Here is a 26,573-nt window from a genome sequence, read left to right on the forward strand (position 1 = left end):
GGCGGCTGCCCTCCACAAACGGCGACCGTCCCGGCCACGGATAGGGTGCGGGGCATGACATGGCTGATCACAGGTGGTGCCGGATATATCGGGTCGCATGTAGTGCGGGCCATGGCCGAGGCGGGCGAGTCCGTGGCCGTGCTCGACGATCTGTCCAGCGGCGTACGGGCGCGGCTGCCCGAGGATGTGCCGCTGGTCCGCGGCTCCGCCCTCGACCGTGAGCTGCTGGACCGCACCTTCGCCGAGCTGAACGTGACCGGTGTGGTGCATCTCGCGGCGAAGAAGCAGGTCGGGGAGTCCGTGGAGCAGCCGCTGCGCTACTACCGCGAGAATGTGCACGGGCTCACGGTGCTGCTGGAGGCGGCGGTCGCGGCCGGGGTCGGCCGCTTCCTCTTCTCCTCCTCCGCCGCCGTCTACGGCATGCCCGATGTGGAACTCGTCACCGAGGACACCCCGTGCCGGCCGATCAATCCGTACGGGGAGACCAAGCTGGCCGGAGAATGGCTGGTCAGAGCGGCGGGCGCGGCCCACTCCCTGTCCACGGCCTGTCTGCGCTACTTCAATGTGGCGGGTGCCACGCGCCCCGAGCTGTCCGACACCGGAGTGTTCAACATCATCCCGATGATGTTCGAGCGGATCACCGAGGGGCGGCCGCCCCGGATCTTCGGTGCCGACTACGACTCCCCCGACGGCACCTGTATCCGCGACTACATCCATGTCGAGGATCTGGCCTCCGCCCATCTGGCCGTGGCCCGCCGGCTGGCCGCGCAGCCGGGGCCGGGCGACCTCACGGTGAACATCGGCACCGGTCAGGGCGTCTCGGTGCGCGAGATGTCCGATCTCATCGGCGAGATCACCGGCCGCCCCGAGCTCACCCCCGTGGTCGAGCCGCGCCGGGCGGGCGATCCGGCGCGGGTCGTGGGATCCACCGAACTGATCGCCAAGGAGCTGGGCTGGAGCGCCCGGCACGATGTCCGCGCGATGGTGGAGTCGGCCTGGGAGGGCTGGTGCCTGCACCACCCCGAGGCCCGGCGCGGCTGACCGGAGCGCGTCCCGGCGCCGTAGTTCACTGGTGAGCAGGGGGCCGCGGCGCCGGGAGGAGGGCCCTACGCACATGGGCGCAGGCCATGACCACGCGCGCGGCCACCCCACCACGGGCGCCGCCCACCGCTGGCAGTTGCGGATCGCCCTGGGCATCACCCTCACCGTGATGGCCGTGGAGATCATCGGTGGTCTGCTCGCCGGCTCCCTGGCCCTGCTCGCGGACGCCGGCCATATGGCGACGGACGCGCTCGGGCTCTCGATGGCGCTGCTGGCGATCCACTTCGCGGGCCGTCCCCCGAGCCCGCACCGCACCTACGGCTATGCCCGCGCCGAGATCCTGGCGGCCCTGGGCAACTGTCTGCTGCTGTTCGGCGTCGGCGGCTACATCCTCTACGAGGCGGTGCTGCGGTTCCTCACCCCGACCGCCACCGAGGGCGGGCTGACCATCGTCTTCGGCGCCGTCGGCCTGGCGGCGAACCTGGTGTCGCTGGCCCTGCTCAGGGGCGGCCGGCGCACCAGCCTGAACGTCCGGGGCGCCTTCCTGGAGGTCGCGGCGGACGCGCTGGGCTCGGTGGCGGTGCTGGTGTCCGCCGGGATCATCCTCACGACCGGCTGGCAGACGGCCGATCCCCTGGCCTCGCTGGTGATCGCGCTCATGATCGTCCCGCGGGCGTACAAGCTGCTGCGCGAGACGCTGAACGTGCTCCTGGAGGCGGCGCCGCGCGATGTCGACATGGCGGCCGTACGCGCCCATATCCTCGGCCTGCCCGGGGTCGAGGGGCTGCACGACCTCCATGTGTGGACCATCACCTCGGGGATGCCGGTGCTCTCGGCGCATGTGGTGGTCGCCCCGGGGGCCCTGGACACGATGGGTCACGAGCGGATGCTGCACGCCCTCCAGGAATGTCTGGGGGAGCACTTCGATGTCGCGCACTGCACGTTCCAGCTGGAACCGGGTGGGCATGCTGATCACGAAGCCAAGCTGTGCCACTGACACGGTCACCGGGCACACGTGCGGCAGACTTGGACGTTCACGAGTCGGAACTATGAGGATGGTCATGCCGATCACACCTGCCAACGGCGGCTCCGCCAAGACCGCCGAGACCGCCGCACCCAGCGGTTCCGCGGAACCGATCATGCTCGAGCTGGTCGACGAGGACGGCACGACGATCGGTACCGCGGAGAAGCTCTCCGCGCATCTCGCACCCGGCAAGCTGCACCGGGCGTTCTCCGTCTTCCTCTTCGACGACGAGGGGCGGCTGCTGCTTCAGCGCCGTGCGCTGAGCAAATACCACTCCCCCGGGGTCTGGTCCAACACCTGCTGCGGCCACCCCTACCCCGGTGAGCCGCCGTTCGCGGCCGCCGCCCGGCGCACCGGTGAGGAGCTGGGCGCGGCGCCCGCGCTGCTGCGGGAGGCGGGCACGGTCCGCTACAACCACCCCGACCCGGCCTCTGGCCTGGTGGAGCAGGAGTACAACCACGTCTTCGCGGGGCTGGTGGGGGCCACTCCCAACCCGGATCCCGAGGAGATCAGCGAGATCGCCTTCGTCACCCCCGATGAGCTGGAGAAGCTGCTGCGCGACGCGGGGCCGTTCTCGGCGTGGTTCATGAACGTGCTGGACACGGCCCGCCCGACGGTCCGTGAGCTCACCGGGACGGCGGCCGGCTGGTAGTGGCGCCGGGCAGCGGAAGGGCGGCCCAGACCACCTTGCCGCCGCTCGCCGTGTGGTCGACGTCGTAGACCCCGCCGGCCTCCTCCGTGATCGCCGTCACGAGCAGCAGTCCACGCCCGCCGGTCCCGCCCTGGTCCGCCATCAGCGCGACGGGCCGGTAGGGATGGTTGTCCTCGACGGCGATCCTGACCCAGCCCCGGCTCAGGGAGACCTCGACGGCGATCTCGGGGGAGAGCAGCGCGGCGTGCCGTACCGCGTTGGTGACCAGCTCGGAGGCGATCAGGAGCAGACTCTCCACCAGTTCCTCGTCGACCGGCGCACGCTGATGGACCAGCAGCTCGCGCACCGCGCGCCGGGCCTGGGGCACGGAGGAGTCCAGGGCGGGTGCGGTGAACCGCCAGGTCCCCTCGTAGGCGGCCGGCGGCGGGGGCGCGGGCGGGGCGTGCCCCGGTTCGGAGGGGACTCTCCCGACGATCTCCATGTCCGATACTCACCCCTCGCCGCGGCCCGACCACTCATACCGAGTGTTGGGAAGCCCCGGTACTGACCGATGGAGTAGCCGGAACTTGGCGCTTATCGAGCGCTTTTGACCGTTGGCGTATGCCAGCGTCACGCGCTCGACTGTTCCTGCTCGCCTGGATTCCGACCATGGTGACTCTGGTTTGACCGTCTGTGCCCGGCCCCGACCGGGGCCGGGCACAGACGGTCGGGCACCGGCGGAGGTGCCCCGAGCGGCCCGGATACGATCCGCCGCGTGACTCCGCTCCCCCACCTGAAGGAGGGGGGCTTCCAACCCGAAGGTTGCGGTCCAGCCCGAACCGGTCCCTTCCGGGACAGAAGGAAAATATCACAGGCCAGGGAAGCGATTCCCCCACCGGCTGAAGCCGGTGGTCCCCTCGTTAGGAGACTGATGGAGCCCTGTCTGGAGCACGAGGTCGCCGACGGCATAGCGACCGTCGTCATCCACAATCCCGCCAAGCGCAACGCGATGACCCCTGGGATGTGGCGGGCGCTGCCGCCGCTGCTGGCCCGGCTCGCCGCCGACCCCGCCGTACGGGCGCTGGTCCTCACCGGCGACGGCGACACCTTCTGCGCGGGCGCCGACATCGGCTCCCTGAGCGGCACGTACGAGGCGACCACCGGGGTCGCGCTGCCCGCCGAGGAGGCACTGGCCGCCTTCCCCAAGCCGACCCTGGCCGCGCTGCGCGGCTACTGCGTGGGCGGCGGCTGCCAGCTCGCGGCCGCCTGCGATCTGCGGTTCGCCGAGGAGGGCACCCGCTTCGGGATCACCCCGGCCAAGCTGGGCATCGTCTACGCCCCCGGCTCGACCCGCCGGCTGGTCGAGCTGGTGGGCCCGGCCACCGCCAAGTTCCTGCTGTTCTCGGGCGAACTGATCGACGCCGAACGGGCGCTGCGCACCGGGCTGGTGGACGAGGTGCTGCCGGCGGGCGGACTCGACAAGCGGGTGGCGGAGTTCACGCGGGTGCTGGTCTCCCGGTCGCAGCTCACCCAGTCGGCGGTCAAGGAGTTCGCGGCCGGGCCCGTGGAGCCGGACCGGGTGGCGTACTGGCAGGAGCAGATACGGCACAGCGCGGAGGCCGCGGAGGGCATCGCGGCCTTCCTGGAACGCCGCACGCCGCGCTTCCGCTGGACGCCGCCGACCGGCTGAGCGGGGATGAGCCCACAGGCCGAGCGCGGGGTGAGCCGACCGGCTGAGCGCGGGGGTCGGCCGACCGTTTGAGCGCGGGGTGAAGGGCCGGATCGGGCGGGCCGTCGGGGCCCGGCAGGGCATCGCGGCGGCCGGGAGTGGCCGGATCCGGCGGGCCGGTGGGATCTTGGTGAGGTCCGGGCTACCGGGTGTGACTACCTGTCGGTAGCGTGCGGCCCATGACCACTCTCCCCGAGCTTGCCGCTCGTCGCTGCTACGGCGTCGTCAACCCGATCCACTCCGCCATCTACTTCTCCCCCGACTTCGGCGAGGAACTCGCCGAGCTGGGCCTGAAGGACAGCACGGCCGGCTACTTCATCGGCCGCGCGGCGCCGCTGGGACGGGTGTGCGCGGGCACCGTCACCGCGACCTTCTTCAACTTTAACCATGAGTTGATCGCCCGTCATATTCCGGCCGCGTGGGACGTGGTCTCCCCCGAGGCCGCCCTCGAGGCCCGGCTGCGGGCCGCCGACTCGGTGCTGCGGCGGGTGCTGGGCGAGGAGGTCATAGCCTCCAAGGAGGTGGCCGAGGCCGCGGAGCTGGCGCTGCGCGCCACCGAGGCGTGTACGCGCCAGGCGCGCCCCCTCTACGCGGCCCACGCCGATCTGCCCGTGCCGGACGCCCCGCATCTGGCGCTGTGGCACGCCGCCACGCTGCTGCGCGAACACCGCGGCGACGGCCATCTGATGACCTTGGTCGGCGCCGGGCTCGACCCGGTCGAGGCGCTGGCCTCGCACACCGCGACCGGTCAGGGCATGTCCACCAAGTGGATCCTGCGGACCCGCGGCTTCAGCGCCGAGGAGTGGGAGGCGGGCCGGCAGCGGCTGCGCGACCGCGGGGTGCTCACCGCCGACAACGAGCTGACGGAGGCGGGCGAGCGGCTGCGCAAGGACCTCGAGGCCGAGACCGACCGCCTGGACGCGGCCCCGTACGAGCACCTGGGCGCCGAGGGTGTGGCCCGGCTGACCGAGCTGGCCACCGCCCTCAGCACCACCGCCCGTGAGAACGGCGCCTTCCCGGCGGACCTCCGCGGCAAGGACTGACACCGACGGCCCGGCCGAGCCGCCCGTCCCGTGGCCGTGCCTCCCCCGGGGGCACGGCCACGGCCGCGGGGTGGCCGGGTTTGGCAGGGGCACATCGGGATACCCGCCTTGTTGTGCGCGATCGGCCGTCTGACAACCGGGCGCCCACACCGCGCGCCGCGTACGCCGGCACCAGCCCGTGCGCCGCGTTGCGAACGGTGCTCGGCGGCCGCCGCCGACCCGCCACCGACCGACAGGAGGTATCCCCGTGTTCCGCGCCATCGCCGACGTGCTCCGTGCCATCGGTGCCGCCATCGCGACCGTGGTGACGCTTCCCTTCCGCGCGCTGGCCCGCCTCTTCGGCGGCGCCTCGGACGCGGTGAGCGGACCGCGCCGCAGGCGGGTGTGATGACCGTTTCCGGCTGATACCGGTGTCCGACCGGCCCGTATCCGACCCTCCCGGCCCGCCGAAAGCGTCGGCCGCGACCGCTTCGTCAGTGCCACCTGCCACAATGCAGGAGCAGTGCAGACCGAAAGCGGAGCGTGATCGTGACGACGTCCATCGAAGGCAGGATCGCCGAGGAACTCGGCGTACGGGAACGGCAGGTCAAAGCCGCCGTCGAGCTGCTCGACGGCGGCTCCACCGTGCCGTTCATCGCGCGCTACCGCAAGGAAGCGACGGAGATGCTCGACGACGCGCAGCTGCGCTCCCTGGAGGAGCGGCTGCGCTATCTGCGGGAGCTCGAGGAGCGGCGCGCCGCCGTCCTCGAGTCGATCCGCTCCCAGGGCAAGCTGGACGAGGCCCTGGAGGCGCAGATCCTCGCCGCGGACTCCAAGGCCCGGCTGGAGGACATCTACCTCCCCTACAAGCCCAAGCGGCGCACGAAGGCGCAGATCGCCCGCGAGGCCGGGCTGGAGCCGCTCGCGGACGGGCTGCTGGGCGACCCGGCCGTGGAGCCCCTGGCCGCCGCGGCGGCCTTCGTGGACGCCGAGAAGGGCGTCGCGGACGCGGCCGCCGCGCTGGAGGGGGCCCGCGCCATCCTCACCGAGCGGTTCAGCGAGGACGCCGACCTCATCGGCGAGCTGCGTGAGCGCATGTGGGAGCACGGCCGGGTGGCCACCAAGGTGCGGGACGGCAAGGAGGAGGCGGGCGCCAAGTTCGCCGACTACTTCGACTTCGCCGAGCCGTTCACCGAGCTGCCCTCGCACCGGGTGCTGGCGATGTTCCGCGGTGAGAAGGAGGAGGTCCTCGACCTCACCCTGGAGCCGGAGGAGCCCTCCGAGGAGACCGGCCCCACCTCCTACGAGCGCTCCATCGCCCACCGCTTCGGCATCGCGGACCGCGGCCGCCCCGCCGACAAGTGGCTGGCCGACACGGTGCGCTGGGCCTGGCGCACCCGCGTCCTGGTCCACCTCGGCATCGATCTGCGGCTGCGGCTGCGGCAGGCCGCCGAGGACGAGGCCGTTCGCGTCTTCGCCGCCAACCTCCGCGATCTGCTGCTCGCCGCCCCGGCCGGGACGCGCGCCACGATGGGCCTCGACCCCGGCTTCCGTACGGGCGTGAAGGTGGCGGTGGTCGACGCGACCGGCAAGGTGGCGGCCACCGACACGATCTATCCGCACGTCCCCCGCAACCAGTGGGACGAGGCCATCGCCAAGCTGGCCGCGCTGGCGCGGGAGCACAAGGTGGAGCTCATCGCGATCGGCAACGGCACGGCGTCCCGCGAGACCGACAAGCTGGCGGGCGAGCTGTGCGGCAAGCACCCCGAGCTCAAGCTCACCAAGGTGATGGTCTCGGAGGCGGGCGCCTCGGTGTACTCGGCCTCCGCCTTCGCCTCGCAGGAGCTGCCGGAGCTCGATGTCTCGCTGCGCGGCGCCGTGTCCATCGCGCGCCGGCTCCAGGATCCACTGGCCGAGCTGGTCAAGATCGACCCGAAGTCGATCGGCGTCGGTCAGTACCAGCACGACCTGTCCGAGGTGAAGCTCTCCCGCTCGCTCGACGCGGTCGTCGAGGACTGTGTGAACGGCGTGGGGGTGGACGTCAACACGGCGTCCGCCCCGCTGCTCAGCCGGGTTTCGGGCATCGGCACCGGCCTCGCGGAGAACATCGTCTCCCACCGCGACGCCAACGGCCCGTTCCGCGACCGCAAGGCGCTCAAGGACGTGGCCCGGCTCGGCCCCAAGGCGTATGAGCAGTGCGCGGGCTTCCTGCGCATCCGCGGCGGCGACGACCCGCTGGACGCGTCGAGCGTGCACCCCGAGTCGTATCCGGTGGTGCGGCGGATGGCCACCAAGGCGGGCGGCGAGGTGGCCACCCTCATCGGCAACACGGGGGTGCTGCGGGGCCTGCGGCCGGACGAGTTCGTGGACGACGCCTTCGGTCTGCCGACCGTCACCGACATCCTCAAGGAGCTGGAGAAGCCGGGCCGCGACCCGCGTCCCGCCTTCAAGACGGCGACCTTCAAGGACGGCGTCGAGAAGATCGGCGACCTGTCCGCCGGGATGATCCTGGAGGGCGTGGTCACCAATGTCGCGGCGTTCGGGGCGTTCGTCGACGTCGGTGTGCACCAGGACGGTCTGGTGCACGTCTCCGCGATGTCCAAGACGTTCGTCAAGGACCCGCGGGATGTGGTCAAGCCCGGTGACATCGTGCGGGTCAAGGTCCTGGACGTCGACATCCCGCGCAAGCGGATCTCGCTGACGCTCCGGCTCGACGACGAGGCGGGCGCGCCATCCGGCGGCGGCCGTGACCGCAACCGCTCCGAGGACGCCCGCGGCCAGCGGGGCGGGGGCCGCCGCGGCGCGCCCCAGCAGCGCCAGGGCGGCGGCCGTGGCCAGCGCGGCGGCGGCCGCGACGCGGCCCCGGTGAACGGGGCGATGGCCGACGCCCTGCGGCGTGCGGGCCTGCTGGACCCGAAGAAGCGCTGAGCGCTCCGCTGGGAGTGCCCTGAGCTGCCGTCGATCGTCCGCGGCACCGTCGTGGCCGGTCGCGCCCGCGCGGCGGAGCCGCAGATCGACACAGCCCGGCGCCCCTTCGGGGCGCCACCGAACCGCAGCCGACCTCCGCCGATCCGCTCAGCCCTCCGGCGCCGAAACCGGCTCACCCCGCCCGGCCCCGCCATGACGGCGAGGCCGGGCGGGGCGAGCAGCGGGCGGCGGGACGACCAAGCGAGCCGATTCGGCCTCGTAACGCCCGGCGTGCGCGGCCCCGGCCACCGCTGAGAGGTGGTCGGAGCCGCGCGTCACCGTCGCGCGCGGCGCCTTCCTCAGGCGCCGTTCGACCATGCCCCCATGCCCCCGCCTGGGACCGCGGCGCGGCAGGCGCCTTCTGGCCGCCCGTTCTGATCCGGCATGATCCACGCGTCGTGGCGGCACGGGCCGACGGCGAGGTCGCCGCGGACCTGGGCCGCCGGGGAGAGGGCATGGGACCGACGCCCCTCCCCTAGCGTTCCACGGGGGTGATCCGCACCGTGTCGTTCGTTCGGGCCACCAGGAAGGACCGGCCGCGGATGGCGCGGGGGTCCAGGGGGACGCGGTGGGTGCCCGGGGGCAGGACGGCGTCGAGGAGTGCGTGCGTACGGGGGCGGGACAGCCGGTCGAGGCGATGGGCCACCAGCCGCACCCGGCAGGCCGACGCGATCTCGACCGCCGCCTCGGCGCCGCCCGCCACCGCCGTCAGGCCGAGCAGGCGGCGGTGGTCCTGGGAGGTGCGGTCCAGGGCCTGGACGACCTGGGCGACGAGCAGCGGGACGATCGGGGCGAGCGCCGTGACGCACACCGCCTCCGAGCGCGCCGCCGCGAAGGCCCGCCGGACCGCGTCGCGCTCATCCTCGCGCACCGTCCCGCCGAAGACCACCACACCGTATTTGCGCAGCTCATCCGCGTGAGCGCCCACGGCGTCCAGGGTGATCTCGGCGCCGATGCCGATACGGCGCAGCGCGGCGGCCAGCTTGGCGAGGAGGGCGGCGCGCGGCCCGATCAGCAGCGCCCTCGGGCCCGTGGGGGTCCCGGGCGCGGGCGCGCCGTCGGCCGTCAGCAGCCGCTTCAGCGCGGCTCGGTAACGCTCACCGTGGAAGCGGTAGGGGCCGATGTCGTGGTAGCCGTCGCGCTCGGCGTCCGGGGCCTCGCCGGTCTGCCAGCCGAAGTCGCGCCAGACGACGTCCGGACCGTCCCGTTCGATGACGGCGGTGAGGGCCCCGCACTCCGGCCCCTCGCACTCCGGGCAGCCGTAGATGATGAACCGGCTCCCGTCCAGCGGCGGCTCCGCATCCAGCAGCAGCCTCCGGACCTGGTCGGCGAAGGCGGCGGGCCCGGTGTGGGCGGTGAGCGGTGAGACCGCGTCGAGGTCGGCGAGGCGCGCCAGCAGGGGTCTGCCGTCCACCACAAAGTCCAGGAAGTCGCGGTGGGTTCGGTACGCGCCGTCGGCCTGCACACCGCCCGCGCGCATCGCCGGCACCAGCCCGAAGGTCACGTACTCGGAGGTCATGTCCCAAGTATTCCCGGTTCGGGCGGTTTCGGGGGGAAACCGGCGGTGCGCCGGGCGGCCCGGGTCGCCGCCCGGCTCTCCTCGGGGTGCCAGGACGGCCGCCCAACTCTCCCCCGGCACACACGACGCGCCGCCCGGACCGACGGGGGTCCGGGCGGCGGGGTACGGTCACGCCCGGCACACGGGCGGGCGGAGAGCGACCGGCGGAACCGGCCTAACGGGCCTCGGCGACGGAGGCCCGGTCGCCCGATTCGGCCGCGCCGTCCTCGTTCCCCGACGGGGAGTCGGACGCGGAGGGGCTCGCCGGGCCGATGCGGATCTCGAACTCGCCGTCGTACTTCTCATGACCGGCGATGACCGCCATCTCGACGGCCTCCTCGCCCTTCTCGCCCCGGACGATCAGCGGATCGCGGCGCAGATCCTTCAGCAGCGCCCAGCACAGCCCGACCATCACCAGCGTGAAGGGGGCCGCCACCAGGATCGTCAGATTCTGGAGCCCGGTGAGGGCGTCGCCCCCACCACCGCCGATCAGCAGCATCACGGCCGCCACCGCGCCCGTGACCACGCCCCAGAAGATGACGACGAAGCGGGTCGGCTCGAACGCGCCCTTCTGCGAGAGCGTGCCCATCACGATGGACGCCGCGTCGGCGCCGGAGACGAAGAAGATGCCGACCAGGACCATCACCAGCACGCTCATCACACCGGCGACCGGGTACTGGTCCAGCACCCCGAACAGCTGCCCCTCGGGGGTGGTTTCCTTCCCCAGCCGGCCCGCGGCCTGGAGCTTCATCGACGAGCCGCCGAAGATGGCGAACCACAGCAGGCTGACGGTGCTCGGGACCAGGATCACACCGCCCACGAACTGCCGGATGGTGCGGCCGCGGCTGATCCGGGCGATGAACATGCCCACGAACGGCGTCCAGGAGATCCACCAGGCCCAGTAGAAGACCGTCCAGCTGCTCAGCCAGTCCGCGACCGACTTGCCGCCGGTGGCCTCGGTGCGGCCCACCAGCTGCGGCAGATCGCCGATGTAGGAGCCGATCGAGGTCGGCAGCAGATCGAGGATGATGATGGTCGGCCCGGCCACGAAGACGAAGACCGCGAGGAAGAGCGCCAGCACCATATTGATGTTGGACAGCCACTGGATGCCCTTGGCGACACCCGAGACGGCGGACGCGATGAAGGCCGCGGTCAGGATCGCGATGACGGCGACCAGCAGCCCCGTGCCCACATCGCTCTTCCAGCCCAGCACCTCCACACCGCTGCCGATCTGGAGCGCGCCGAGGCCGAGCGAGGCGGCGGAGCCGAAGAGCGTGGCGAAGATGGCCAGGATGTCGATGACCCGGCCGCCCCAGCCGTTGGCGTTCTTCGAGCCGATGAGCGGGGTGAAGACCGCGCTGATCGTCTGCCGGCGGCCGCGGCGGAAGGTGCTGTACGCGATGGCCAGGCCGACGACCGCGTAGATGGCCCAGGGGTGCAGCGTCCAGTGGAAGAGCGTGGTGGACATCGCGGTCTGCATCTTCTCGGCCGCGCTGGCGGGGTCGGTCCCGGGTGGCGGGGACACGAAGTGCGCCAGCGGCTCACTGACGCCGTAGAACATCAGACCGATGCCCATGCCCGCGCTGAACATCATCGCGACCCATGAGACGGTCCGGAATTCGGGTTCCTCACCCTCCTTTCCAAGGGTGATCTTGCCGTAGCGGCTCATGGCCAGCCAGAGGGCGAAGATCACAAATCCCGACGCGGCCAGGACGAAGGCCCATCCGCCGTTGTGGATCAGCCCGGAGAGCATGCTGTCCGAGACGCTCTCCAGGGTGTCGCTGGCCACCGCCCCCCAGATGACGAAGGCGACCGTGAGCGCGGCGGAGACGCCGAAAACCACACGGTCCGTGCTGGGGGACCGATGGGTCCCGGCGTGGTCGGGGCCGGGAAGATCCGCGGTCACCGGCGGATCGCCGCTGACGTCCCCCGTAGTTGTACCTGTCTGCGGCACGCAAGAGCCCTTTCACTGGAGGTTTATCTGACGAACTTTCGGCTACCCAGGACTCTGAGATGCATGCCAACCGACCCTGAGGGCCGGTGTTTTCGTGTGCCCTCGGGGCGTTCGCGCCCTCGGGGCGTCAGCTCAGCACGTGTCCACCGGCTGCCCGGCGGTGAGGTGGTACGCGGCCCGCCCGTCCAGCAGCAGCGGCACCAGCGCACGGGCCGACTGGCGCAGCGGTACGAAGGCGCCCCCTTGGCCGCGGCGGCGGGGACCCACCGACACGGTCAGTCGTGGGTGGAGACGGACGGGAGCGGGGTCCGGTGGTGCGGGGCCCGTACGCCCTTCAGGGGCGGGGTGGCCGCCGTGCGCGAGGGGGCGGCCGCGGCCTTCGGGGCGCCGCCGACCAGCGGCAGCCGGGCCGAGGTGCGGGGCAGGTCGAGGGTCAGCCGCGGGGTGGTGGACGGCGGCTCGACAAGGCCCGCGTCGGTGCCCGCGACGATCAGGCCGAGGCGGTGGCCGGCCGGGACCACATGGTCGGTCGCCGCGAGGTCCAGGGTGATGGTGTACGCCTTGCCCGGGGTCAGCGGGCGGGCCTTGCCGTCGTCCGCGTAGTGCCCGAGGTCGGCCCAGCCCCGGCTGAAGACCGTGTGGTCCACGTCCGCCCGGTCCGCGGCGGTCTCCTTGAAGCAGGCGCTGTCGCCCGCCGTGGAACTGCCCCAGCAGGTGCGATTGTCCAAGGTGGTGATGCCCTCGCCGGCCGCGGTGTAGTTCCGGATGGTGGCCGGGCCGAGGTCGACCAGGACCGCGGAGAGATGGGCGTCGGCGGTGGAGGGCGTGGCGGTGACGGTGACCGTGCCGGAGCCTGACAGCCGCAGGTCCCGCTCGAGCGGACCGGTGGTGAAGCCCGCCTTGCCGGGCGTCGAGGTGTCGATCGCCGCGGACCAGTCGGCCTCGCTCAGCGCGGGGTCGTCGGTGAAGGTCTCCGTCGAGCCGGGCTCGGCCCGCTCGGTGCCGAGCACGCCCACTCCGGCGGTGGCGCCGCCGCGCGGGCGCAGAGTGGTCTGCCGGGTGCCGGACGGGGGCCAGACCCGGTCGGTGGACCACTGGTCGGGGGCGCGCTCGACATCGGCCATCGGCTCGCGCTCGATGCCGTTGTCGATCCCGAGCAGATAGTGGTCGAACCAGCGGTGCAGGGTGCGCACCCACTCCTCGCGCCGGAAGTCGAACGGGTCGACGTGCCCGGTCTGGGAGAGCCAGATCTTGCGCTCGACGCCCGCGTCGGCGAGGGCGTTCCACCACTGTCCGAGGTGCTTGGTGCGCACGTTGAGGTCCTGCGCGCCGTGGACGGCGAAGACGCTGGCCCGCACCTTGCCGGCGTCCGGCACATAGTGGCGGTCGTTCCACAGACCGGTCCAGTCGCCGTTGCGCGGGGCGCCCTCGACGAGACGTTTCTGTACGGCGGCGCAGCGAGTGTGTGCGGCCCGGCTCTCGACGAGGTCCGCCCCGATCAAGCGGCCGACCTCGTCGAGAGCCGGGCACCCTGCTGGTTAAGTCGTACCAGGAGGAGGTGACTCCGCTCCCTCGCCTGAAGGAAAGGGGGCTTCCAACCCGAAGGTTGCGGTCCAGCCCGAACCGATCCCTCGCGGGAAAAGTGCAAATTACCCTAAATCAGGGAAGTGGTCCAATCGGCCTTGACGGTCCGTCCGCCGGTGGCGGTGGTGTATCCGGTCGCGCGGCCGTTCAGCCAGTCGACCACGGCCTTGGCGGACAGGATGTCGGAGCGGCCGCCGACGTCCACACAGCCGTCGGAGCGGTTGGTTCCGGCGAGGTCGACCAGGACGGTGGCGTAGCCGCGCGGTACGAAGTAGTTGTCGTAGAAGAGCGGGAAGCGGACCGGATTCCCGGCGGCGTCATAGGTCTTGGTCTGGCTCTCGTTGCCGCGCCCGCAGCAGGAGTAGTACGGGCTGGCGTCCATGATGACGGGGACGCGGCGGCCCTGCGCCTCGGGTTCGCGCGGCCGCACGATGTCGACGGCGACCCGGTCGGTCCGTCCGTCCGCGTCGCCGTCGATCGTGGTGTCCACCCATACGGATTCGCGGATGGCGTTCTCGTAGGAGTAGACGGGTCTGCTTTCGGATCTGCTGTCCGCTGTGCTCCCCGGTGCGGCGGAGGCGGCGTGGGCGGCCGGGGCGCCGAGCGGTGGCAGCAGGGACATGGCGGCGGCGACCAGCGCGGTGACCGCCGACAGTACGAGTGTGGTCCAGGGTATGCGGGATCTCCGCGTCTCTAGCAGCACGGCCGGACGGTAGCGCGAGTCAACTCCCGTACAGAAGAGGGCGATAGATGACGTGAACGGGTCCGAGTCGGTGCGCGTTGCGGCCAGATGTCGATTGGATGTCGGACGGCGTGATGGACGCGAGGTGCGGATGAGGAGTACATAGGCTCACGAGTGATCGTTCTCCCCTACGAGTTGGAGGACTCGTGCGTCACCACAGACTTCTCGTCCCGGGCGCGGCCGCGGCCTGCCTGCTGCTGGCGATCCCGGCGTCGGCGGCCGATGCCACGCCAGGCGCCCCGGGCATCGGGGACTCCTACTACCCCTCGTACGGCAACGGCGGGTACGACGTCTCCCACTACGGCCTGCGGCTGAAGTACCAGCCGAAGACGGACCGGCTGGAGGGCACGGCGACGATCGTGGCCGAGGCCCGGCAGGATCTGTCCCGGTTCAACCTGGACTTCGCGCTCGATGTGAGCGAGGTGCTGGTGGGCGGGAAGAAGGCCGCGTTCACGGCGACCGGCGACCACGAGCTGGAGATCACCCCGGCCGCGCCGCTGACCTCCGGCCGCTCCTTCACCGTGGTCGTGCGCTACAGCGGGACGCCCTCGAAGGTCGTGGCGAGCGGTTTCACCTCCTGGCTGCGCACCCCGGACGGCGGGATCGCGGCCAATGAGCCGGAGTCGGCGTGGTGGTGGTTCCCGAGCAATGACCACCCGCTCGACAAGGCCACCTTCGACGTATCGGTGGCGGTGCCGGACGGAACGCAGGCGATCAGCAACGGCACCCTTCAGTCGACCAGCTCCCAGCTGGGCTGGACCCGCTACAACTGGCGCTCCAGCAAGCCGCAGGCCACATATCTGACCACGCTCGCGGTCGGCAAGTTCGACATCACCACGGACACGACCGCGAACGGTCTGCCGGTGATCAACGCCTACAGCAAGGACCTCGGGGACAACGCGGGGGCGGCGCGGGCGAGCGTGGAGCGGTCGGCGGAGATCGTGGACTGGGAGTCCTCGGTCTTCGGCCCGTACCCGTTCGACGCGCTGGGCGGCTATGTGCCCAATGTGCCCACGGGCTATGCGCTGGAGACCCAGACCCGGCCGTTCTACAGCCCGAAGGGGTTCGCCAAGGGCGCGAACACCTCGTTGATCGTGCATGAGCTGGCCCATCAGTGGTTCGGCGACAGCGTCTCGCTGAAGGACTGGCGGGATATCTGGATCAACGAGGGCTTCGCCAGCTACGCGCAGTGGCTGTGGTCGGAGAAGGAGGGCGAGGGCACCGCGCAGGAGCTGGCGGACTACACCTACGCCTCCTACCCGGCCGACGACCCCTTCTGGAAGGTCGAGCCGGGCGACCCGGGTCCGGAGAACCAGTTCCATGACGCGGTGTACGACCGGGGCGCGCTGGCCCTCCAGGCGCTGCGGAACCACATCGGCGACAAGGACTTCTTCGCGATCCTCAAGGGCTGGACGGCGGAGCACCGGTACGGGAACGCCTCGGTCGAGGACTTCGTGACCTATGCGGAGAAGGAGTCGGGCAAGCCGCTGGCCGCGCTCTTCGACACCTGGCTGTTCACCCCGTCCAAGCCGGCCGCGGCGCAGGCGCGGGCGGCGGCGGTGAGCCCGGCCGAGGCGCCGGTGCGGCCGAAGTCGTGGCAGCGGATCCAGGACACGCACAGCGCCCACGGCCGCTGAGCCGTCTCCGGGCCCCGGCCGGGTCGGCCACCCCGGCCGGGGCCTCGTGCGTTCATGGCCCCAGCCCACGGCCGCCCGCGCGGGCGCGGCGCCGGGCCTCGCGTGCCAGGGGGAGATAGCGCAGCCGCTCGGGCAGCAGCGGGACCACCACCCGCACGGCCCGCCCGAACCACCGCAGCCGCCGCTCCTGCGCCCGTGTCCACCCCAGCCCGATCGCCTCCCGCGCGTCCGGCGGCATCAGCCCGACGGTGAGGAACGCCCGGAAGCGGGTGAACAGCGGGCGCAGCAGCGGCCACAGCAGACGGAGCGGCGGCGGGCCCGGCGGAGGCACGGGGGCGTCGGGCGCGGCCAGTTCACGGACGACGGCGGTCGGCTCGAGCCGCTCCCGCACCATCGCGCGGTAGTAGGGCCAGAACTCCTCGACGGATCCCGGCATCTCGCGGTCGTCGATGCCCAGCACCCGTCCGACCCGCAGCCATTCCCCGTACAGCCGCCGCTCCTCGGCCGCGGTGAAGGGGCGGGTGCCCAGATAGCGCTGGGCGCGCAGATAGACCGGATAGCCGGTGGCGTGCACCCAGGCGTAGACGGGCGGGTCCAGCGCCCGGTAGGGGCGGCCGTGCGCGTCGACGCCCTGGATGGACGCGTGGAGCCTGCGCAGCCGGCGCCCCTCCGCCTCGGCCTGTGCCCCGCCGTAGACCCACAGCTGCACCGACCGCAGGGAGCGCTCCCCGCGCCCCCAGGGGTCGGTGCGGAAGACGGAGTACTGGTCCACGCCCGCCCCGACGGCCGGATGCGCCACCTGCATGGTCATCGCGGCCGGCAGGGCGAGCACACTGCGCAGCTCCCCCGCCACGGTCCACAGGATGCCGCCGACAGGGGGCGGATCGTGGCCTTCGGTGGTGCGGCGGGGGCTCTGCGTGCTCATGGGACCTGCGGTGGTGCGGTTACTTCTCTCCTGTTCCAGTGTGCGCGCCCGCGCCGCCGGTGAGCGGGCGCAGGGTGAGCGTGTAGTCATAGGCCCTGTCGGCCTTCACCCGGTACTGGTCGCGCACCGGGTTGGGGGTGTCGCCCACGCCGGTGACCGCGTGGTCGGCGTGCAGGGTGTTCCAGCCGTCGTTGCGCTTCAGGAAGTGCGGATAGGCGGCGCGGTCGAGCTCGTCGTACGCGGTGGCGCCCGCCTCCAGATCGCCGGAGACCAGCAGTCCGGCACCGCCGCCGTCGGTGAGGGACGCCCAGCGCACATCGTCGTGGTTGCCGTGGTCCTGGGGCTTCAGATACTCGACGTACTGGTCCTGGACCGAGGAGGACCACACGCCCATGGGCGTGCCGTCCTTACGGTCGTTGAGGTTCTCCACCGGTCCGCGCCCGTACCACCGGAAGGTGCCGTAGCGCTCGGGCACCTTCAGCCGGAGGCCGACCCTGGGGAGGTACGACAGGGTGCGGAAGCCGCCGCGCGCCTCGACCTGGTGCCGGATCCCGACCTGGCCCGCGCCGTCGACCCGGTAGGCCACGGTCTGGCCGAAGGACGCACCGGTCACATCGGGCGCGGCGGCGGTGGAGCGCACGGTGACGGTGACCGTGCCGTCGTCGCCGGGGGTCACCTCCACCCCGTCGACGGTGGTGCGCAGCCGGTCCAGGCCCAGGGAGCGCCAGCGCTTGCCCTCGGCGGTGCCCCAGTCGGAGCGCTCATTGCTGATCGGGGAGCGCCAGGCGTCCAGTTCGGGGCCGGAGCGGAGCAGTTCACGGCCCCCGACGCGCATCGAGGTGAGCGTGCCCTCCTTCTTGCCGAAGGTGTAGCGGAAGCCGTCGCCGCTGACCCGCACGGTGTCGCCGCTCTCGACGGCCTCGGCGGACCGGCCGGCGGCCTGGGCGGGCTCGGGCTCGGGCACCTTGTCGCCGCCGACCGCGAACTGGCCGAAGGACACCACATGCCCGGCCCCGGCCCAGTCGGTGGAGTGCGCGGTGACGGCCCGTACGGTCAGATGGCGCTCATAGCCGCCGGGGTTGGCGGGCGGGGCCGGGAGCTGGACCACGGCGCTCTCGCCGGGGGCGACGTCCAGCGCACGGGTGCCGCTCGCGACGGTCCGCGCGCCCTCGGTCACCGTCCAGCGCAGCGCGAGATCGCCGGTGCCGGTGAAGGCGCGCTCATTGGTGACCCTCACCTTGCCGGTGCGGGCGCCCTCGCCGCCCGGGTCGGTGATACGGATCGGGGCCTGCACCCAGGCCAGCTGGACGGTCTCCGGCTCCGGGTCGCGGTCGGCCGTGACCAGGCCGTCCACACCGGATTCATAGAGCCCGTAGGAGAGGTAGCTGCCCTTGCGGGTGAAGTCGTCGAAGTCGAGGGCGATCAGGGCGTCGCGCCGGGGGTCCCGGTCCTGGGCGAGCGACTCGGCGCCGAGCGCGGTGTCATAGACCCTGACCTGGTCGATGGTGCCCTTGGCGGTCCGGCCGGTCCAGCCGTCCTCCATGGTGTCGTTGTTCCGGCCGACGCCGAGGTCGAAGCCGGTGTAGTCGATGCGCCCGCTCCACGCGGTCTCGGCGAGCTCCTTACGGTCGACATAGAGGCGCAGCGCGGTGCCGTCGTAGGTGCCGGTCACCCGGTGCCAGGCGCCGGTCCAGCCGTCGGGCACGGGGGCGGTGACGGTACGGGGCTCACCACCGCTGGTGATCGTGAATTCGAGGGTGTTCTCGTCCTTCATCCGCAGGACGTACTGGTCGCCCTTGCTGATGATGGTGAAGTCCCCGGTCCAGGGCTCGGCCGGTTTGACGCGGGCGTCGAGGGTGACGGCGGTGCCGGTGAGGTCCAGCTTCGGATCGCGGTAGATCTCCACGAAGTCGTCAAGACCGGACAGATACAGCGCCTTGCCCCTCCCTCCGTATCCGTCGACCCGCTTCGGCTTGCCGGACAGGGAGGCGGCGATGTCATTGCCGGAGGAGTCGGGGGTGGTGATCAGCGGACGGCGGATGTTCTGCTCGGCCCAGTCCCAGATGAAGCCGCCCTGGGCGCTGGGGTAGGCGCGCATGACCTCCCAGAACTCACGGAAGTTGCCGAGGCTGTTGCCCATGGCGTGGGCGTACTCACCCATCACGATGGGCTTGGTGAAGGTCTTGGCCTTGGTTTCGAGGGAGGCCGGGGTCGGATAGCGGGGTCCGGCGATGTCCGCGTAAGGCGCGTCCCCGTCGGGGCCGTTGGACTGGTGGTAGAGCGGGCGGGTGGGCTCGTTGGCCCGGGTCCACTCGGCCATCGCGTAGTGCGCCTTGCCCAGTCCGGCCTCGTTTCCGGTGTCCCACATGATGACGCTGGGGTGGTTCTTGTCGCGCTCCACCATGCCCTGGTGGCGGTCGAGGAACGCCTTCTGCCATTCGGGGCGCTCGGCCAGGCAGTCGTCCGGGCAGTTCTCGTGGCTGTGGGTCTCGACCTCCATCTCGTCGTCGATCAGGATGCCCTCGCGGTCGGCGAGTTCGTAGAGGTACGGGTCCGAGGGGTAGTGGGAGGTGCGGATGGCGTTGACGTTCAGCCGCTTCATCAGCCGGATGTCCTGCTCCATCCGGGCGCGGGTGGCATGGCGGCCGGTGGCCGGGTCGGTCTCGGCGCGGTTGACGCCACGGATCAGGATGCGCTTGCCGTTGAGCGTGAGCTGTTTGTCCTTGACCTCGATCTCACGGAATCCGACGCTCTGGCGCACGGTCTGGATCGCCTTGCCCTCGGGATCGCGCAGGGTGAGCACCAGCGCATAGAGATTCGGCGCCTCGTCCGACCACTTCGCCGGGTTGGTGATCCGCCCGGTCAGCTCGGCCTTCCCGGCCTTCTCCTCGGCCGCCAGCCGCCGTATCACACGCCCCTCGCGGTCGTAGAGCACACCGGTGACCCGATGCGGTCCGCTCGTGTCGCCTCCGGTGCGCGCGATGTCCACTTCGGTGCGCAGCGTGGCGTCCCGGTAGGAGGCGTCGAGATCGGTGGTGACGTACGCGTCCTCCATGCGGGTCGTGGGCGTGGAGTACAGCGATACGGAGCGGAAGATGCCCGCGTAGCGCCACTGGTCGTAGTCCTCCAGATACGACCCCGCGCTCCAGCGGTGCACCTGGAGGGCGATCCGGTTGGTGGCGCCGGGACGCAGATAGTCGGTCACATCGAATTCGGCGGGCACATAGCCGCCCTGGTCGTAGCCGACGTAGTGGCCGTTGATCCACAGGAACCAGCCGGAGGTGACCCCGTCGAAGCGGATCATCTGCCGGCGCCCGTCCCAGCTCCGGGGCACCGTGACATCCCGGACGTACGCCCCGGTCGGATTGGTGTCGCGGGGCACCTTGGGCGGGTCGTCGGGCGCCATCTCGCTCTGGACGTTGCGGAACACCGGATGGTCGAGGTCGTCGGTCTGCCAGGTGTGGGGCACCTGGACGCGCCGCCACGCCGAGGCGTCGTAGCCGTCCTTCCAGAAGCCGCTCGGGGCGTCCTCCGGCCGGTCGGCCAGGGCGAACCGCCAAGCCCCGTCCAGGCTGCGCTCCCATCGGCCACGGTCGGGCCCGTCCGGCCGCAGCCGGGTGTGCGGGGGCTCCTGGCCCTCGCCGGTCCGCTCCGGGTCCTCGAGGTACGTGTGCAGATCGGCGGGGAACTTGCCCGCGTCCGACGCCTTGCCGACGGCCGTGTCCGCGGCCGTGAGGCCGAGGCCGACGGCGGTGGTCATGGCCAGCACCGCACCGATCAGTCGTCGTATCCCATGCCTGCCGCGTTTTGAGCTCAATCCGACCCCACCTCACAGATTCGGAAGAAAACCAACACAGCGGAACGGCGACGCACGCTATTCATCGGTAAAGAGAGCGTCAACAGGCCGTACCGATCCGGTGGTGAGCGACTGGCGGCGGGAGGTTTCACAGCGGTGATGCGACAGCAATACTGATGAACCCGACCGGGCAGCAGCACAGCAGCGGTACGGCGGAGCAGGACGACACGGAGAGCGAGGCACGGCCGATGACCACCCCCGGCACCGAGGAACCCACCCTCACCGTCGACGAACTGGCGGCCCGCGCCGGGGTGACCGTGCGCACCGTGCGCTTCTACGGCACCCGCGGACTGCTTCCGCCGCCGGTGATCGGCCCGCGCCGGGTCGGCCACTACGGCCCCGAGCACCTCTCCCGACTGGCGCTGATCGAACAGTTGCAGCGCCACGGCATGACCCTGTCCGCCATCGAGCGCTATCTGAGCCAATTGCCACCGGATCTGAGCGAGGACGATCTGGCGATCCACCGCGCGCTGGTGGCCTCCTGGGGTCCGGACTCCCCCGAGGAGACGACCCGCGAGCAGCTGGACCGGCGGGCCGGGCGGGAGCTCTCGGAGGAGGACATCGAGCGGCTGGCCTCTCTGGACGCTCTGGAGCGCACCGACGACCCGGATCGCTTCCGGATCGACCCCAAGGTGCTCCACCTGGGGCTGCGGCTGCTGGACGTGCCGATCGAGCTGGAGACGATACGCGCGGCCCATACGGTCGTCCTGGAGTACACCCGCTCCGCGGCGCGGGACCTCGGCCGGCTGTTCCGGGACGAGGTGTGGGGGCCCGAGCGCGATCATGAGTCCGGGAGCGGACCGGAGCGGATACAGGCGAAGAAGTCGCTGTCGGCCCATATGCAGCCGCTGGTGGTGGAGGCGCTGGTGATCGCGTTCCAGCGGTCGATGAAGCAGGAGCTGCGGGCCTGGTACGGGCAGGACGCCGAGGGTGCGGAAAGCGCCGGAGGCGCGGAGAGCAGGGAGAGCGCGGAGCGCACGGAGAACGCCGAGCGCACGGAGAACGCCGAGCGCGTGGACTGAGCCCGGCCCGGGGCGGCGTGGCGGCCGCCCCGGGGGACCGGCCGTGGTCGGCGGCCCGGGTCAGCGGTCGCGGTCGGCGGCCCCGGTCAGCGGTCGCCGATGAGCGCGGCGGCGAGTTCCTCGGGGCGGGCGGCGAACGGCGAATGGCTGCCCGGCAGCGGCCGTACGGTGAAGGGGCGGTCCGGCATGGCCGCGTCGGCCTCCGCGATCATCAGGTCTTGCAGTGCGGGGGTGCACGCCCAGTCCTCGGCGCACCGGATGAAGGTGCGCGGGATCCGGCCCCACCGCTCCCGGGTCAGGGCGATCGGGGTGGTCGGCACCGCGAGGGGCAGATCGGGGCTCAGGGCGTGGTACCAGCGGGCGAAGGACTCGGCGGGGACGTCGTGGTAGTAGGTCAGCCGCAGCTTCTCCACATACTCCGGATCGGCGGAGAACGGATTGATCCGGAACGCGCCGATGGCCTCCGGGTCGCCCAGCATCAGCCCCTGCCCCCGCACGGTCGCGGTCTGTTCCGGGGAGGCCAGATAGTCGGCGAAGCGGGGGCGCCCGGCGGGGACGAAGGACGACAGATGGATCAGCTCGTCGACGAGTTCGGGCGCCCGCTCCGCGGCCAGGGAGGAGGGGGCGCCACCGGCGCTGTGCGAGACCAGGGCGACCTTCGGATACCGGCGGACCGACCGCAGCGCGGCGATCACGGCCCCGGCGCACTCCTCCAGGGTCACCCCGGCCAGCGCCGACCTCTCGGTCGCGTAACCCGGCTGGCCGAGGAGGTGGGTCCCCGAGGGCAGCGGTGCGTCGAAGCCGTGCCCCGGCAGGTCGACGGCGAGGGCGGCCGCGCCGAGCCGGGCCAGGGCGCGCTGGGTGGGCGCCCACTGCCAGGAGGCGTGCCAGGCGCCATGGACCAGCACGAAGACGGTGCCGGAGGGCTGGGGGCCGGAATCGTTCAGGGGGGTTATGGGGCTCTTGGCGCTCATGGGGACAGTCCACCGGGACGACACGGCGTTATCCATCGCGATATCTGACAACCCCGTCATCGATATGCCCTGGATATCGCCTCGGTTATCCTCGGTCCGATGGAGTCACGACATCTGCGGTACGCCCTGGCGCTGGCCGAGCATCAGCACTTCGGACGGGCGGCGGCCGCCCTCGGGATCGCCCAGCCGCCGCTGTCCCAGCAGATCGCGGCGCTGGAGCGGGAGCTGGGCGCGCGGCTCTTCGACCGTACGGCGCGTGGGGTGTTCCCGACCGCCGCGGGCGAGGCGTTCCTGGCCAGGGCGCGCCGGGCGCTGGCCGAGATGTCGGCCGCCGCCTCCGACGCGGGCCGGGCGGCCCGGGGCGAGACGGGCCGGCTGCGGCTCGGCTTCATCGGCTCGGCGCTGCTGGAGCTTCTGCCGTCCGTACTGGGCGGTTTCGTCCGCGACCGCCCCGAGGTGCGGCTGGGGCTCCAGGAGATGTCGACCCGGCGGTCCACGGCGGCGCTGCTCGCGGGTGAGCTGGACATCGCCATCGGGCGCGGTGCGCCCCGGGGCGCCGGTGCCGAGGAGCTGGTGTCGGTCACGGTCGGCCGGGACCATCTGGTGGCGGTCGTCGGCGCGGCCCATCCCTTCGCCGGGCAGCGCGGGGTGAGCGTCGAGCAGCTCAGGGGGCAGCATCTGATCACCGCGCCCGCGGACGAGGAGCCGGTGGTCGCCGCGTGGCTGACCACGCTGCTGGGCGAGGGCTCCGAGGCGCCCGCGCGGGCCGGTGGGTTCACGGAGGCGCGGGATGTGCACACCATCATCGGGCTGGCCTCGTGCGGGGTCGGGGTGGGGCTCGGCCCGGCGTGTCTGCGGGTGGCGGCGCGGCCGGACATCCGGGTGTGCGAGGTGAGTCCGCGGGTGGAGCTGCCGGAGCTGGTGATGTCGTTCCGCGCCCAGGACCGCTCCCCCGTACTGGCGGCCTTCCTGGACACCACCCGGGAGCGGTGCCCGGGGGTGAGCGAGCGGCTCGAACGCCGTCTCGGCGCGCGCTGAGGGGCCGGACCGGCGGGCCCGTCAGCGGTACGGAAAGCGGCGTGGAAGTTCGTACGGGCGGCCACCGGTCGCCCGACGGAACTGTCCCCCGCCCCTTCCCGCAGCATCGATACGCGACTCCGCCACGGGGCAGGGGCTCCTCCTCAGGGCACGGCCCCCGCCTCGGGACAGCGGCCCCCGCCTCAGGACAGCGGCCCCCGCCTCAGGACAGGGACTCCGCCTCGGAGCAGCGGCTCCACCCCCGGCCCCCGCCTCAGGACAGCGGCCCCGCCTCCGGACAGGCCCCCCACCTCCGGACAGGGGCTCCGCCTCGGGGCAGCGGCTCCACCCCCGGCCCCCGGGGTCTGGGGCGGAGCCCCAGTTGAGGGAAGGGGCGGGGAGGGGAAAGCATCGATATGCTGCTCCGCCGCGTGGCCCGCCGCAGGCGTCACCGCCCGCCGGACACCCCCGCCTAGTCCGCGAAGCGCTCCCCCCGCTCCGCCTTCTCCAGCAGCAGCGCGGGCGGGGCGAACCGCTCCCCGTACGCCGCCTCCAACTGCCGGGCGCGGGCCACGAAACCGGCCACGCCGCCCTCGTATCCATTGATGTACTGAAGCACCCCGCCCGTCCAGCCGGGGAAGCCGATACCGAGGATGGAACCGATGTTGGCGTCGGCGACGGAGGTCAGCACGCCCTCCTCCAGCAGCCGCACCGTGTCGATGGCCTCACAGAAGAGCATCCGCTCCTTCATGTCCTCCATGGGGATCCGGGTGCCCTCACCACGGGAGCCACCGGAAACACCGGAACCGCCGGAACCACCAGATCCGCCCGAGCCGTCGGAGCCACCGGATCCGCCCGCGCCGCCCGCGCCGCCCGGTGCGAAGTGCTCACGCAGCCCCGGCCACAGCCGGGTGCGCCGGCCGGTCGTCTCGTCGTAGTCGTAGAAGCCCGCCCCGCCACTGCGGCCGGGGCGCCCGAACTCCTCCACCATGCGGTCGATGACCGCGTCGGCCGGATGCGGCCGCCACTCGCCGCCCGCCTCCTCGGTCGCCCGGCGCGTCTCCTCACGGATCTTGCGCGGCAGGGTGAGGGTCAGCTCGTCCATCAGGGAGAGCACCTTGGCCGGGTAGCCGGCCTGGGCCGCGGCCTGCTCCACGGAGGCCGGGTCGATGCCCTCCCCCACCATCGCCACGCCCTCGTTGAGGAAGTGGCCGATGACACGGGAGGTGAAGAAGCCGCGGGAGTCATTAACCACGATCGGGGTCTTGCTGATCTGCCGCACCAGATCGAAGGCGCGGGCCAGCGCCTTGTCGCCGGTGCGCTCGCCCTTGATGATCTCGACCAGCGGCATCTTGTCCACGGGCGAGAAGAAGTGCAGTCCGATGAAGTCCTCGGCGCGCTGCACCCCCTCCGAGAGCAGGGTGATGGGGAGGGTGGAGGTGTTGGAGCACAGCAAGACGTCCGGGGCGACGACGCCCTCGATCTCCTGGAACACCTTGTGCTTGAGCGCCGGATCCTCGAAGACCGCCTCGATGACCGCGTCACAGCCCTCGAGGTCGCGGAGGTCGGCGGTCGGGGTGATCCGGGCCAGCAGCCCGTCCCGCTTCGCCTCGGTGGTCCGGCCCTTGGCGAGCGCCTTGGCCAGCAGCCCCTCGGAGTACGCCTTGCCCTTTTCGGCGGCCTCCACGGACACGTCCTTGAGGACGACCTCGATGCCCGCCTTGGCGCAGGCGTACGCGATGCCCGCGCCCATCATCCCGGCGCCCAGCACCGCGACCTTACGGACCTGCTGGGGCTCGATCCCCCGGGGCCGGTTGGCACCGGAGTTGACCGCCTGGAGATCGAAGAAGAACGCCTGAATCATGTTCTTGGCGGTCTGGCCGACGACCAGCTCGGTGAAGTACCGGGCCTCGATGGTCTGCGCGGTCTCGAAGTCCACCTGGGCCCCCTCGACGGCGGCGGCCAGGATATTGCGCTGCGCCGGATAGGGCGCGCCGTTCAGCTGCTTGCGCAGATTGGCGGGGAAGGCGGGCAGGTTGACGGCGAACTTCGGCTGCGCCGGGGTGCCGCCCGGAATCCGGTAGTCCTTGTCGTCCCAGGGCTGTGCCGACTCGGGGTGGGCGGCGATGAACGCGCGGGCCAGGGTCAGCATCTCCTCGCGGGTGGCGGCGACCTCGTGCACCAGCCCCGCCTCCTGGGCGCGCCGGGGGCTGTAGCGCATGCCCTGGAGCAGCCACTTGAGCAGCGCGTCGGTGACGCCGAGCAGCCGTACGGTACGGGCGACGCCCCCGCTGCCCGGGAGCAGGCCCAGGGTGACCTCGGGGAAGCCGATACGGGATCCGGGGGCGTCGAGGGCGATGCGGTGGTGGCAGGTGAGCGCGATCTCCAGCCCGCCGCCGAGCGCCGCGCCGTTGATCGCGGCGACCACGGGCCTGCCGAGTGTCTCGATGCGGCGCAGCGCGCGCTTGATGCGGAGGTTCTTGTCGTAGACCTCCTGGGCCTGGTCGGGCCCGACCTCGATGAGGTCGTTGAGGTCGCCACCGGCGAAGAAGGTCTTCTTGGCGGAGGTGACGATGATGCCGCTGATCGATTCGCGCTCGGCCTCGGCGCGGTCGGCGATCGCGTCGAGGGAGTCGATGAACGCGGCGTTCATGGTGTTGGCGGACTGGTCGGGGTCGTCGAGCACCAGGGTGACGACGCCTTCGTCGTCCTGCTCCCAGCGGATGGTCGAGGCGGTGGTGGGGTGGGTCATCTGAGGTCTCCAGGACGAAGGGGCGGGGGGCGGGGCGGGGGGGGGACAGGGGGCGGGGGCTTGGGGGGGGGGGGGCGGCGGCGGCCCCCGCGTCCGGGGGGGGCGGGGGGGTCCTGCGGCGGAACCGGCCCTCGGCCC

The 26,573-nt window shown here is 72.0% G+C and carries 18 protein-coding genes and 1 pseudogene; 10 read left to right on the top strand and 9 right to left on the bottom strand.

Features of this window, described 5'->3' with window-relative positions:
* Nucleotides 1-54 precede the first annotated feature (54 nt).
* The 3 genes from galE to idi all read left to right on the top strand — a co-directional run bounded on the left by galE (nt 55) and on the right by idi (nt 2,717).
* Complete coding sequence (galE, locus tag NQU54_RS40310) at nt 55-1,041, top strand: UDP-glucose 4-epimerase GalE (RefSeq protein WP_257635320.1); 987 nt, start codon at nt 55-57, stop codon at nt 1,039-1,041.
* A gap of 73 nt (nt 1,042-1,114) precedes the next feature.
* A complete protein-coding gene (locus tag NQU54_RS40315; RefSeq protein ID WP_257635321.1) occupies nt 1,115-2,038 on the top strand; it encodes a cation diffusion facilitator family transporter in 924 nt (307 codons plus the stop codon).
* A gap of 64 nt (nt 2,039-2,102) precedes the next feature.
* Nucleotides 2,103-2,717 carry an isopentenyl-diphosphate Delta-isomerase gene (gene idi / locus NQU54_RS40320; RefSeq protein ID WP_069872410.1) on the top strand — a complete coding sequence of 205 codons (615 nt, stop codon included), beginning with the start codon at nt 2,103-2,105 and terminating at the stop codon, nt 2,715-2,717.
* On the opposite strand, the gene NQU54_RS40325 is transcribed toward idi, so the two are convergent.
* Nucleotides 2,692-3,198: an ATP-binding protein gene (locus tag NQU54_RS40325; protein WP_069872413.1), complete on the bottom strand. Its 507-nt coding sequence runs from the start codon at nt 3,196-3,198 to the stop codon at nt 2,692-2,694. The genes idi and NQU54_RS40325 overlap by 26 nt on opposite strands.
* A gap of 429 nt (nt 3,199-3,627) precedes the next feature.
* Here NQU54_RS40325 and NQU54_RS40330 point away from each other — a divergent pair, with 429 nt between their 5' ends.
* The 4 genes from NQU54_RS40330 to NQU54_RS40345 all read left to right on the top strand — a co-directional run bounded on the left by NQU54_RS40330 (nt 3,628) and on the right by NQU54_RS40345 (nt 8,375).
* Nucleotides 3,628-4,386, top strand: a complete 759-nt coding sequence (locus NQU54_RS40330; protein ID WP_257635322.1) for an enoyl-CoA hydratase/isomerase family protein — start codon at nt 3,628-3,630, stop codon at nt 4,384-4,386.
* Between the two features lie 218 nt (nt 4,387-4,604).
* Nucleotides 4,605-5,468 (top strand): SCO6745 family protein, encoded by an 864-nt coding sequence (locus NQU54_RS40335; RefSeq protein ID WP_257635323.1) that lies wholly within the window; start codon nt 4,605-4,607, stop codon nt 5,466-5,468.
* A 247-nt stretch (nt 5,469-5,715) separates the two neighbouring features.
* Nucleotides 5,716-5,856, top strand: coding sequence for an LPFR motif small protein (locus NQU54_RS40340; RefSeq protein ID WP_167459952.1), 141 nt, complete (start codon nt 5,716-5,718; stop codon nt 5,854-5,856).
* 140 nt (nt 5,857-5,996) lie between these two features.
* Entirely contained in the window at nt 5,997-8,375 is a 2,379-nt protein-coding gene (locus NQU54_RS40345) for a Tex family protein (protein WP_257635324.1), read from the top strand.
* A gap of 514 nt (nt 8,376-8,889) precedes the next feature.
* On the opposite strand, the gene NQU54_RS40350 is transcribed toward NQU54_RS40345, so the two are convergent.
* The 4 genes and pseudogenes from NQU54_RS40350 to NQU54_RS40365 all read right to left on the bottom strand — a co-directional run bounded on the left by NQU54_RS40350 (nt 8,890) and on the right by NQU54_RS40365 (nt 14,132).
* Nucleotides 8,890-9,933 (bottom strand): oxidoreductase, encoded by a 1,044-nt coding sequence (locus NQU54_RS40350; RefSeq protein ID WP_257635325.1) that lies wholly within the window; start codon nt 9,931-9,933, stop codon nt 8,890-8,892.
* A 214-nt stretch (nt 9,934-10,147) separates the two neighbouring features.
* Nucleotides 10,148-11,926, bottom strand: coding sequence for a BCCT family transporter (locus tag NQU54_RS40355; RefSeq protein WP_372506301.1), 1,779 nt, complete (start codon nt 11,924-11,926; stop codon nt 10,148-10,150).
* Between the two features lie 132 nt (nt 11,927-12,058).
* The gene (locus tag NQU54_RS40360) at nt 12,059-12,199 is read right to left on the bottom strand and encodes a hypothetical protein (protein WP_257635336.1); all 141 of its coding nucleotides are present in this window, start codon (nt 12,197-12,199) and stop codon (nt 12,059-12,061) included.
* A gap of 2 nt (nt 12,200-12,201) precedes the next feature.
* Nucleotides 12,202-14,132, bottom strand: a pseudogene (locus tag NQU54_RS40365) (Xaa-Pro dipeptidyl-peptidase).
* A gap of 266 nt (nt 14,133-14,398) precedes the next feature.
* Between NQU54_RS40365 and NQU54_RS40370 the strand changes: the two are divergent.
* A complete protein-coding gene (locus NQU54_RS40370; RefSeq protein ID WP_257635327.1) occupies nt 14,399-15,889 on the top strand; it encodes a M1 family metallopeptidase in 1,491 nt (496 codons plus the stop codon).
* Between the two features lie 52 nt (nt 15,890-15,941).
* Here the strand turns inward: NQU54_RS40370 and NQU54_RS40375 are convergent, their stop codons facing one another.
* The gene (locus NQU54_RS40375) at nt 15,942-16,814 is read right to left on the bottom strand and encodes an oxygenase MpaB family protein (RefSeq protein ID WP_257635328.1); all 873 of its coding nucleotides are present in this window, start codon (nt 16,812-16,814) and stop codon (nt 15,942-15,944) included.
* Between the two features lie 19 nt (nt 16,815-16,833).
* Complete coding sequence (locus NQU54_RS40380) at nt 16,834-20,574, bottom strand: glycoside hydrolase family 2 TIM barrel-domain containing protein (RefSeq protein WP_257635329.1); 3,741 nt, start codon at nt 20,572-20,574, stop codon at nt 16,834-16,836.
* A 284-nt stretch (nt 20,575-20,858) separates the two neighbouring features.
* On the opposite strand from NQU54_RS40380, the gene NQU54_RS40385 reads away from it, so the two are divergent.
* Nucleotides 20,859-21,692 (top strand): MerR family transcriptional regulator, encoded by an 834-nt coding sequence (locus tag NQU54_RS40385; RefSeq protein ID WP_257635335.1) that lies wholly within the window; start codon nt 20,859-20,861, stop codon nt 21,690-21,692.
* Nucleotides 21,693-21,778: 86 nt separating this feature from the next.
* Here the strand turns inward: NQU54_RS40385 and NQU54_RS40390 are convergent, their stop codons facing one another.
* Nucleotides 21,779-22,666, bottom strand: coding sequence for an alpha/beta fold hydrolase (locus tag NQU54_RS40390; RefSeq protein ID WP_257635330.1), 888 nt, complete (start codon nt 22,664-22,666; stop codon nt 21,779-21,781).
* A gap of 99 nt (nt 22,667-22,765) precedes the next feature.
* Here NQU54_RS40390 and NQU54_RS40395 point away from each other — a divergent pair, with 99 nt between their 5' ends.
* Nucleotides 22,766-23,704: a LysR family transcriptional regulator gene (locus NQU54_RS40395; protein ID WP_257635331.1), complete on the top strand. Its 939-nt coding sequence runs from the start codon at nt 22,766-22,768 to the stop codon at nt 23,702-23,704.
* Nucleotides 23,705-24,155: 451 nt separating this feature from the next.
* Here the strand turns inward: NQU54_RS40395 and NQU54_RS40400 are convergent, their stop codons facing one another.
* Nucleotides 24,156-26,435, bottom strand: a complete 2,280-nt coding sequence (locus NQU54_RS40400) for a 3-hydroxyacyl-CoA dehydrogenase NAD-binding domain-containing protein (RefSeq protein WP_257635332.1) — start codon at nt 26,433-26,435, stop codon at nt 24,156-24,158.
* Nucleotides 26,436-26,573 lie beyond the last annotated feature (138 nt).

The sequence above is a fragment of the Streptomyces malaysiensis subsp. samsunensis genome (genome assembly GCF_024519315.1).
In the GTDB taxonomy this organism is placed as follows: Bacteria; Actinomycetota; Actinomycetes; order Streptomycetales; family Streptomycetaceae; genus Streptomyces; species Streptomyces malaysiensis.

Excerpts from the sequence above, each read along its gene's own strand:
- galE (WP_257635320.1), top strand. The coding sequence starts at position 55 with ATGACATGGCTGATCACAGGTGGTGCCGGATATATCGGGTCGCATGTA.
- NQU54_RS40315 (WP_257635321.1), top strand. The coding sequence starts at position 1,115 with ATGGGCGCAGGCCATGACCACGCGCGCGGCCACCCCACCACGGGCGCC.
- idi (WP_069872410.1), top strand. The coding sequence starts at position 2,103 with ATGCCGATCACACCTGCCAACGGCGGCTCCGCCAAGACCGCCGAGACC.
- NQU54_RS40325 (WP_069872413.1), bottom strand. The coding sequence starts at position 3,198 with ATGGAGATCGTCGGGAGAGTCCCCTCCGAACCGGGGCACGCCCCGCCC.
- NQU54_RS40330 (WP_257635322.1), top strand. The coding sequence starts at position 3,628 with ATGGAGCCCTGTCTGGAGCACGAGGTCGCCGACGGCATAGCGACCGTC.
- NQU54_RS40335 (WP_257635323.1), top strand. The coding sequence starts at position 4,605 with ATGACCACTCTCCCCGAGCTTGCCGCTCGTCGCTGCTACGGCGTCGTC.
- NQU54_RS40350 (WP_257635325.1), bottom strand. The coding sequence starts at position 9,933 with ATGACCTCCGAGTACGTGACCTTCGGGCTGGTGCCGGCGATGCGCGCG.
- NQU54_RS40375 (WP_257635328.1), bottom strand. The coding sequence starts at position 16,814 with ATGAGCACGCAGAGCCCCCGCCGCACCACCGAAGGCCACGATCCGCCC.
- NQU54_RS40380 (WP_257635329.1), bottom strand. The coding sequence starts at position 20,574 with ATGACCACCGCCGTCGGCCTCGGCCTCACGGCCGCGGACACGGCCGTC.
- NQU54_RS40385 (WP_257635335.1), top strand. The coding sequence starts at position 20,859 with ATGACCACCCCCGGCACCGAGGAACCCACCCTCACCGTCGACGAACTG.
- NQU54_RS40390 (WP_257635330.1), bottom strand. The coding sequence starts at position 22,666 with ATGAGCGCCAAGAGCCCCATAACCCCCCTGAACGATTCCGGCCCCCAG.
- NQU54_RS40395 (WP_257635331.1), top strand. The coding sequence starts at position 22,766 with ATGGAGTCACGACATCTGCGGTACGCCCTGGCGCTGGCCGAGCATCAG.
- NQU54_RS40400 (WP_257635332.1), bottom strand. The coding sequence starts at position 26,435 with ATGACCCACCCCACCACCGCCTCGACCATCCGCTGGGAGCAGGACGAC.